The organism is Isoptericola sp. S6320L, assembly GCF_023015685.1.
Taxonomy (GTDB): Bacteria; Actinomycetota; Actinomycetes; order Actinomycetales; family Cellulomonadaceae; genus Isoptericola; species Isoptericola halotolerans_A.
In genome coordinates, this window is record NZ_JALKAT010000060.1 from 1 (window position 1) to 7657 (window position 7657).

At 73.6% G+C, this 7657-nt stretch carries 9 protein-coding genes and 1 tRNA gene; 4 read left to right on the forward strand and 6 right to left on the reverse strand.

All coding sequences use genetic code 11. The features are described from left to right. Positions 1–47: 47 nt before the first annotated feature. From MWU57_RS17765 to MWU57_RS17780, 4 genes are read left to right on the forward strand one after another with little or no spacing between them, the layout of a single operon-like run. Positions 48–971 (forward strand): sulfurtransferase, encoded by a 924-nt coding sequence (locus MWU57_RS17765; protein WP_246911025.1) that lies wholly within the window; start codon positions 48–50, stop codon positions 969–971. Between the two features lie 14 nt (positions 972–985). Next, complete coding sequence (locus tag MWU57_RS17770; protein WP_106266912.1) at positions 986–1441, forward strand: SufE family protein; 456 nt, start codon at positions 986–988, stop codon at positions 1439–1441. A 57-nt stretch (positions 1442–1498) separates the two neighbouring features. Next, the gene (locus MWU57_RS17775) at positions 1499–2620 is read left to right on the forward strand and encodes a calcium/sodium antiporter (RefSeq protein WP_246911026.1); all 1122 of its coding nucleotides are present in this window, start codon (positions 1499–1501) and stop codon (positions 2618–2620) included. Positions 2621–2633: 13 nt separating this feature from the next. After that, positions 2634–3014 (forward strand): universal stress protein, encoded by a 381-nt coding sequence (locus MWU57_RS17780; RefSeq protein ID WP_106266915.1) that lies wholly within the window; start codon positions 2634–2636, stop codon positions 3012–3014. A gap of 9 nt (positions 3015–3023) precedes the next feature. Here the strand turns inward: MWU57_RS17780 and MWU57_RS17785 are convergent, their stop codons facing one another. The 6 genes from MWU57_RS17785 to MWU57_RS17810 all read right to left on the reverse strand — a co-directional run bounded on the left by MWU57_RS17785 (position 3024) and on the right by MWU57_RS17810 (position 7654). After that, the gene (locus MWU57_RS17785) at positions 3024–4193 is read right to left on the reverse strand and encodes a DUF2235 domain-containing protein (protein WP_246911029.1); all 1170 of its coding nucleotides are present in this window, start codon (positions 4191–4193) and stop codon (positions 3024–3026) included. Between the two features lie 71 nt (positions 4194–4264). After that, positions 4265–5020, reverse strand: coding sequence for an amino acid ABC transporter ATP-binding protein (locus tag MWU57_RS17790; RefSeq protein WP_246911030.1), 756 nt, complete (start codon positions 5018–5020; stop codon positions 4265–4267). Beyond that, positions 5017–5886 (reverse strand): amino acid ABC transporter permease, encoded by an 870-nt coding sequence (locus MWU57_RS17795; protein WP_106266921.1) that lies wholly within the window; start codon positions 5884–5886, stop codon positions 5017–5019. Before MWU57_RS17795 ends, MWU57_RS17790 begins: the two co-directional genes overlap by 4 nt. 4 nt (positions 5887–5890) lie before the next feature. Further along, entirely contained in the window at positions 5891–6769 is an 879-nt protein-coding gene (locus MWU57_RS17800) for a transporter substrate-binding domain-containing protein (protein WP_246911031.1), read from the reverse strand. A gap of 107 nt (positions 6770–6876) precedes the next feature. Continuing rightward, a complete protein-coding gene (locus MWU57_RS17805; RefSeq protein ID WP_246911032.1) occupies positions 6877–7383 on the reverse strand; it encodes a dsRBD fold-containing protein in 507 nt (168 codons plus the stop codon). A gap of 194 nt (positions 7384–7577) precedes the next feature. Next, a tRNA-Met gene (locus tag MWU57_RS17810) sits at positions 7578–7654 on the reverse strand. Between the last annotated feature and the right edge of the window lie 3 nt (positions 7655–7657).

Consider the following 7657-nt stretch of genomic DNA (forward strand, 5'->3'; position numbering starts at 1 on the left):
GGCACAGCAGGCGACCCACCTGCGGCGACACCCTTCTGGAGGACACCATGCCCGCTCCCCTCGACCCGAACCCGCGCCTGCAGGAGTACGCCCACCCCGAGCGCCTCGTGACGACGGAGTGGCTCGCGCAGCACCTCGACGACCCGGGCCTCGTCGTGGTCGAGTCGGACGAGGACGTGCTGCTCTACGAGACCGGACACATCCCCGGCGCCGTGAAGGTCGACTGGCACACCGACCTGCTGCTGCCCGTCGAGCGCGACTACCTGGACGGCCCGGGCTTCGCCGAGCTGCTCGGTTCCAAGGGCATCGGCCGCGACACCACGATCGTGCTCTACGGCGACAAGAACAACTGGTGGGCCGCGTACACCGCATGGGTCTTCACCCTGTTCGGCCACGCCGACGTCCGTCTGCTCGACGGCGGCCGCAACCTGTGGGTCGCGGAGGGTCGCGAGCTGACCACCGAGGTCCCGAGCCCGCAGCCGGCCGACTACCCCGCCGTCGACCGCGACGACTCGACGTTCCGGGCCTTCAAGGAGGACGTGCTCGCCCACCTCGGCCACGGTCCCCTCGTGGACATCCGCTCGCCGCAGGAGTTCACCGGTGAGCGCCTCCACATCCCCGACTACCCCGAGGAGGGCGTGCTGCGCGGCGGGCACATCCCCACCGCGCACAACGTCCCCTGGGCCACCGCGGTCGCCGAGGACGGCACGTACAAGCCGCGCGCCGAGCTGGAGGCGATCTACCTCGACGACCCGTCGGCCGGCGGCCTCGGCATCCGGCCGGACGACAAGGTGATCACCTACTGCCGCATCGGCGAGCGCTCCAGCCACACGTGGTTCGCCCTGCACTTCCTGCTGGGCCTCGAGGACGTCCGCAACTACGACGGGTCCTGGACCGAGTGGGGCAACGCGGTGCGGGTCCCGATCGTCGCGGGCGACCAGCCGGGCGAGGCCCCGGGTCGCGCCGCCTGAGAGACACTGGAGCCATGACCGACGCCGCGCCCACCACGCCCGAGCTGCCCGCCCAGCTCGCCGAGATCCGCGAGGACTTCCTGGCCCTGACCGAACCCGACCGGCTGCAGCTCCTGCTGGAGTTCTCGCGGGAGCTGCCCGAGCTCCCCGAGCGCTACGCGCTGGCGCCCGGCCTGCTGGAGAAGGTCGAGGAGTGCCAGTCGCCCGTGCGCGCCTTCGCGGAGCTGGACGACGGCGTGGTGCACTTCTACGCCTCGGCCCCGCCCGAGGCGCCCACCACGCGGGGGTTCGCCTCGATCCTCGCCCAGGGGCTGTCGGGTCTGACGGCCCAGCAGGTGCTCGACGTGCCCGAGGAGTTCCCCCTGCAGCTCGGGCTGACGCGTGCCGTCAGCGCGCTGCGGCTCAACGGCATGGCCGGCATGCTGACCCGCGCCAAGCGTCAGGTCGTGGAGCAGCTCGCCGCGTCCTGACCCGGCCGCCCGCCGCGGCTGCCCGTCGAGAGGCTCGCACGCCCGTACCCTGGGCGCGTGAGCCTCTCGAGCGTGCTGCTCCTCCTGGCCGGATTCGTGCTGCTCGTCGGCGGCGGGGAGGCGCTGGTCCGCGGCGCCGCGTCGCTGGCGCGGACGATGGGCATGTCCTCCCTCGTCGTCGGCCTCACCGTCGTGTCCTTCGCGACGTCCAGCCCCGAGCTCGCCGTGAGCGCCGGCGCCGCGCTGTCCGGGTCCCCCGGGCTGGCCGTCGGCAACGTCGTCGGCAGCAACATCGCCAACATCCTGCTCGTCCTAGGGGTCTGCGCGCTCATCGTCCCGCTGGCCGTGACGTCGCGCGTGGTGCGCACGGACATCCCCGTCATGATCGGGATGTCCGTCCTGGCCCTGGTCCTCGCGCTCGACGGGACGCTCAGCACGGTCGACGGCGTCCTGCTGCTGGCGCTGCTGGTCGTCTACGTCGTCGTCACCGTCGTCCGCTCCCGCCGGGGCAGGAGCGACGCATCGTCGGCGGAGGCCGCCGAGCCGGCCGCCGCCGAGCCGCACGCCCCGAGCCGGCTCCGGACGACCCGGGCCCGCTCGATCCTGCTCGACGTGGTGCTCGTCGCCGTCGGGGTGGCCCTGCTGGTCGTGGGGGCGCAGCTCCTCGTGCGCGGGGCGACGCAGATCGCCACGAGCTTCGGCGTGAGCGACCTGGTGATCGGCCTGACCGTGGTCGCCGTCGGCACGTCCCTGCCCGAGCTGGCCACCAGCGTCATCGCGGTCCGGCGCGGGGAGGGCGACCTCGCCGTCGGCAACATCGTCGGCAGCAACACGTTCAACATCGGCGCCGTCCTCGGGCTCACCGCCGTCGTCGCCCCCGGCGGGATCGACGTGGACCCGGCGGCCGTGCACTTCGACCTGCCCCTCATGGTCGCCGTCGCGCTCGCGCTGCTGCCCGTCGCGTTCACCGGCCAGCTCATCCGGCGCTGGGAGGGCGCGCTCTTCGTCGCGCTCTACCTGGCGTACGTCACGTTCGTCCTGCTGGCGGCCGCGGAGCACGACGCGACACAGCCCTTCGGCTCGGCGATGCTCGGGTTCGTGCTGCCGATCACGGCCGTGTGGCTCGTCGCGCTCGCCGCGTACGAGCTCGGGCTGCGACGCGGCCGCCGCGAGGTATGACAGAGTTGGTGCCATGACGGTGCTCGTGGCCTACAACGTCTCCCCGCACGGCGAGGCGGCAGTCCGCACGGCGCTGGAGGAGGCCGGGCGGCGCCATCTCCCGCTGCACGTGATCGTGCTCGACCCGCAGCCGGCGGACGCGCCCGTCCCGGCCGAGCTAGCGGCGGTGCTGGCCGACACCGGCGCCGACGCGGACGTGAGGTCCCGCGACGAGGACACCGAGCCCGCCGACGCCATCCTCGACGCGGCGGAGGAGACCGGGGCGACGCTCGTCGTCGTCGGGTCCCGCAAGCGCTCCAGCCAGGGCACGTTCCTCATGGGGACCACCACGCAGCGCGTCCTGCTGGACTGCCCCGTGCCCGTGCTCGTGGTCAAGGACGCCTACGGCGCCTGACCGCTCCGCTCACGAGCGGTAGCTGAGCACGCGATCGTCGTCCTCCAGCCCCACCACCGGGACCGTCGGCAGGTTCCCCACGCCGCCCGCGCCGTCGAGCCACCACTGCAGGTTCCGGGCGTGCTGGGCGTAGGAGTCCCGCTCGACGTGCCGGACCACCGGCGCCGCCACCGCGACGGCGTCGCGCCACGCGTCGCCGTCACGCTGGGCCAGCACCCGCAACCCGCCGCGGAACACCTCCCGCCCGTCCACCGTGCGGCCGCCCGGCACCATCCGGCGCACCCCGTTGACGAACCGGAACGCCAGGCGGGGACGGGTCGCCACCACCAGGTCGCCGCGCACCGCCGTCTGCCGGGCGAGGGAGTCCTCGTCGATCGCGACGCCCACCGCCCGCAGCTGCTCCACCATCCACAGCAGCGCGACGTCGGACAGCCCGCACTGCGCACCACCACCGCCGACGTCCCCGTGCCCACCGGGGAACCACACCTGCCGCACCCGGTCGGCCGCACCCGGCGGCACCTGCCACAGGCACGGCGCGAACGTCAGGCGTCGCTCGTCGATGGCCAGCGCCTGCCGGGCGACCTCGACCCGGTCGCCCAGCCGGACGTCGTGGAACTGATAGCGGTGCCGCGCGAGCACGGGGACCCCGAGCGCACCGACCGTGTCGAACACCCCGAGGAACCGCACCGGCACCTCCTGGCCGTGCGCCCGGCGGAAGTCCCGGCGGTCCCGGGCCAGCGCCTCCTCGGCCTCGGCACCGCGCGCCCGACGGCGGTACAGCCGTTCGGCCTCCGGCAGCCGGCCGTCCAGGATGGCGCCACGGGTGAGCAGTCCGACCTGCCCCACCATGCCGACCACGCTGCGCGCCGTGTAGGCGCCGCGCGAGTACCCCAGCACGACGATCTCGTCGCCCGGCTCGTGGTTCATGGCGAGGAAGCGGTAGCCGTCCACGACGTTGCGCGTCAGGCCGTAGCCGAAGGCGCCGCCGAGCACCTGGTCGATCTTGTAGCCGCGGGCGCCCACGCCGCCCACGTACTCGACCTGCTGGACGACGCCCGGGCCGTCGTCGGCGGGGACGAGACCGCGCCGGACCACCCGGGCGATCTTCTCGATGTTCGACACGTGCTGGTTCACCCCGTGGTTCCAGGTGCCGTCGCAGCACAGGACCAGACGCTTCATCGCGGTCACCTCTCCTCGTCCTGAGGGAGGGTCCGGCACGGCCGTCTGATACGTGCCGTCCGAGGCCCGGCTCAGCGCAGGCGGCGCAGGAACTCCTGGGTGCGCTCGCGCTGCGGGTCGTCGAGGACCTGCGTCGGCGTGCCCCGCTCGTGCACGCGGCCCTGGTGCAGGAACACCACCTCGTCGGCGACGTCCCGGGCAAAGCTCATCTCGTGCGTCGCGACCACCATCGTGGTGCCCTCGTCGCGCAGGGCGACCAGCAGGTCGAGCACCTCCCCGACGAGCTCGGGGTCGAGCGCCGAGGTCACCTCGTCGAGCAGCAGAAGCTCGGGTCCGCTGACGAGCGCCCGCGCGATGGCCGCCCGCTGCTGCTCCCCGCCGGACAGCTCGTCCGGGTAGGACCGCTCCTTGTGCGCCAGGCCGACCTTCTCGAGCATCTCCCGACCCGCCGCCACGGCAGCGGCGCGGCCCCGGCCGTGCACCAGCCGCAGGGCGAGCGTGACGTTGTCCAGCACGCGCAGGTGCGGGAACAGGTTGTACTGCTGGAACACCATCGACATCCGGGCGCGGGCCGCGTCCGCGTCCACCCACGGGTCCGCGACGTCCACCCCGTCGAGCAGCACCTGGCCGTCGTCGACCTCCTCGAGGAGGTCGATCGCCCGCAGGAGGGTCGACTTGCCCGACCCGGACGAGCCGACCACCACCACGCACTCGTGCTCGGTGACGTCCAGGTCGATGCCGTCGAGCACGACCTTGCGCGGGGCCCCCCGCCTGGTGCCCGGGTAGCTCTTGCGCACACCACGCAACGACAGCAGGGCGTCGCTCACCGGATCACCCCCGCACCGCTCACGCCACGCAGCCGGCCGCGCCAGCCCTGCCGGGCCGACCAGGCGTCCACGAGCCTCGTCAGCGGGATCGACAGCAGCAGGAACAGCACGCCCGCGACCACGTAGGGCGTGAAGTTGTAGTCGCCCGTCGTCGCGATCTGCGCCGCCCGGATGGCGTCCACGGCACCCAGGATCGAGATCAGCCCGGAGTCCTTTTGCAACGAGACGAGCGTGCTCGCCGTCGGCGCCGTGACGTTGCGGACCGCCTGCGGCAGCACCACCCGGCGCACCGTCTGTCCCCGCGTCAGGCCGAGCGACCGCGCCGCGGCCACCTGCGACGGGTGCACCGACTCGATGCCCGCCCGGAAGATCTCCGCGAGATAGGCGGTGTAGGTCAGCACGATGGCGAGGCCGCCGAGGAACGCCGCGCTCACCGGCAGCCACTCGAGGCGCAGGGCGGGCAGCCCGAACCCGGCCAGGAGCAGCACCAGCAGCACGGGCACGCCGCGGAAGACGTCGACGTACAGCACGGTCAGCACGCGCAGCGGGAAGAGGGCCGGCAGCCGCGAGGTGCGCACGACGGCGAGGAGCAGACCGACGACGAGGCCCACCACCGAGGCCACCACCCAGACCCGCAGGTTGAGCCACAGGCCCTCGGCGACCTCGGGCAGCACCTCGACCGCGCGCTCCGGCGAGAAGAACGCCGTCCGCGCCCGCTCCCAGCCGGGAGCGGTGGCCACGACGTACGCCACGGCAGCGACGACGACGACGGTCGCCACGGTCGCGACGGCGAGCGCCCGGCGGTGCTGGGCCCGTCGGAAGGCTTGCCGCTCGCGCGCCCTGGCGGAGGGCTGCCAGTCGGTCATGCGCTCAGGAGAGCTGCTCGATGTCGTCGGAGTCGAGCCACGTGGTGCGCAGCTCGTCCAGCGTGCCGTCCGCCTCGAGCTCGTCGACAGCGGCGGACACGCAGGCCGTGAGCTCCGAGTCCTTGTCCAGGACCAGACCGAGCTGCTCGGGTTCGCCGACGTCGGGCAGCGTGCCGATGACGGTCGTGTCGGGGAAGTACACCGTCGAGGCGGCCACGCCCTGGTCGACGTCCATGACCATCGCGTCCACGGTGCCCGAGGTCAGCGCGGTCATCCCGTCGCCGGCACCGTTGAACGGCACCACCTCGACGTCGTCGCCCCATGCCTGCTCCGCGGCCTCCAGCGAGGTCTGGGAGGCGGTCACGCCCACCTTGGCGCCGCTGAGGTCCGCCAGGCTCGCGGCGTCGGCGAACTCGCCGTCGTCGGCGACGATGACGCCCTGCCGGCTGGTGAGGTACGGGCTGGAGAAGTCGACGGCCTCGGCCCGCTCGTCGGTGATCGTCGTCTGGTACGCGGCGACGTCGAACGGCTTGATCGCCGGGGAGACGATCTGCTCGAAGGTGACGGACGTCCACTCGACGTCCTCGGCCGCGTAGCCCAGGCGGTCGGCCACCTCGTACACCAGGGCCGACTCGAAGCCCTCGCCGCTGGCGGGCTCGCCCACGTACCAGGGCTCGAAGGGCTCGGAGGCCCCGACGGTCAGCGTGCCCTCGGTCAGCGTCGGCAGGTCCGCGGCGTCGCAGGCCTCGGTGCCGGCGGAGGCCGTCGGCGCGTCGGAGGGCGCGGCCCCGCCGTCCGAGGGGGCGTCGTCGGCACCGCACGCGGCGAGGCCGAGCACGAGGGCGGGTGCCAGGGCGGTGGCGAGGACGAGTCGGGAGCGCACGGTTGGTTCCTCCTGGTCAGGGGCGACGATGCCGTCGCGGGCCGACATCGACCCTATGCGCGGGGCGTTCCGGGCGGAACGGCGGCGGCTGTGCGTCCGCTCACAGCTCAGGTGTGCACGTGACCCTGCTGGCCGGTGGCGGCCGCGATGTCCGACTCGGCCTGCCCGAGCAGCGAGTCGGCGAGCCGACGGAGCGCCCGGCCCGCGGCCACCTCGTCACCGATGACGGGCACCTCCTCGTCGCCGGGGTCCTTGCGGGCGTGCCCGACCGCCCGCAGGGCACCGACGTCGGCGTGCTCGGGCGGGCCGGCCACGAGCACCGCCTCCGCCGTCGTGCTGCCGGCGGACTCCACCAGCGCGACCTGCACCTGCCACGTCACCGACCGCGCGGGCCGCGGCTCGGCCTCCTGGTCCTGCCCGGCGCCGGCGCCCTGCTCCTGCACCAGCGAGTCGGGGCCGGGGAACAGCAGGGTCTCCTCACCGGTGTCCGACCAGCGCACCCGGTACGGCGGGCTGCCGTCGCCGTGCGGGCACTCCACCACGACGCCGTCACGCACCGCACCACCCACCACGCCGGCGGCGGTCACGATCCTGTCCCCTACCGAGGCTCTCATGCTGCTGCCCTCCGTCTCGTCCTCGAGTCGACGCTGCCGTCCTCCCATGGTGCTCCCCCCGCCGCGCGCTCGCGTGCTGACGGGGCCGCGTGCGGAGCATCAGGGCGCCGTGCGCAGAGAGCGTCCCGGAGACGACGAGAGGCCCCCGGGAATCCCGGGGGCCTCTCGACCAGGACCGTCTGTGCGATCCACCGTGGTAGCGGGGGCAGGATTTGAACCTGCGACCTCTGGGTTATGAGCCCAGCGAGCTACCGAGCTGCTCCACCCCGCGTCG

What these genes read in the sequence shown, in the direction of transcription:
- MWU57_RS17765 (WP_246911025.1), top strand. Translation starts at nt 48, where the DNA reads ATGCCCGCTCCCCTCGACCCGAACCCGCGCCTGCAGGAGTACGCCCAC.
- MWU57_RS17770 (WP_106266912.1), top strand. Translation starts at nt 986, where the DNA reads ATGACCGACGCCGCGCCCACCACGCCCGAGCTGCCCGCCCAGCTCGCC.
- MWU57_RS17780 (WP_106266915.1), top strand. Translation starts at nt 2,634, where the DNA reads ATGACGGTGCTCGTGGCCTACAACGTCTCCCCGCACGGCGAGGCGGCA.
- MWU57_RS17785 (WP_246911029.1), bottom strand. Translation starts at nt 4,193, where the DNA reads ATGAAGCGTCTGGTCCTGTGCTGCGACGGCACCTGGAACCACGGGGTG.
- MWU57_RS17795 (WP_106266921.1), bottom strand. Translation starts at nt 5,886, where the DNA reads ATGACCGACTGGCAGCCCTCCGCCAGGGCGCGCGAGCGGCAAGCCTTC.
- MWU57_RS17805 (WP_246911032.1), bottom strand. Translation starts at nt 7,383, where the DNA reads ATGAGAGCCTCGGTAGGGGACAGGATCGTGACCGCCGCCGGCGTGGTG.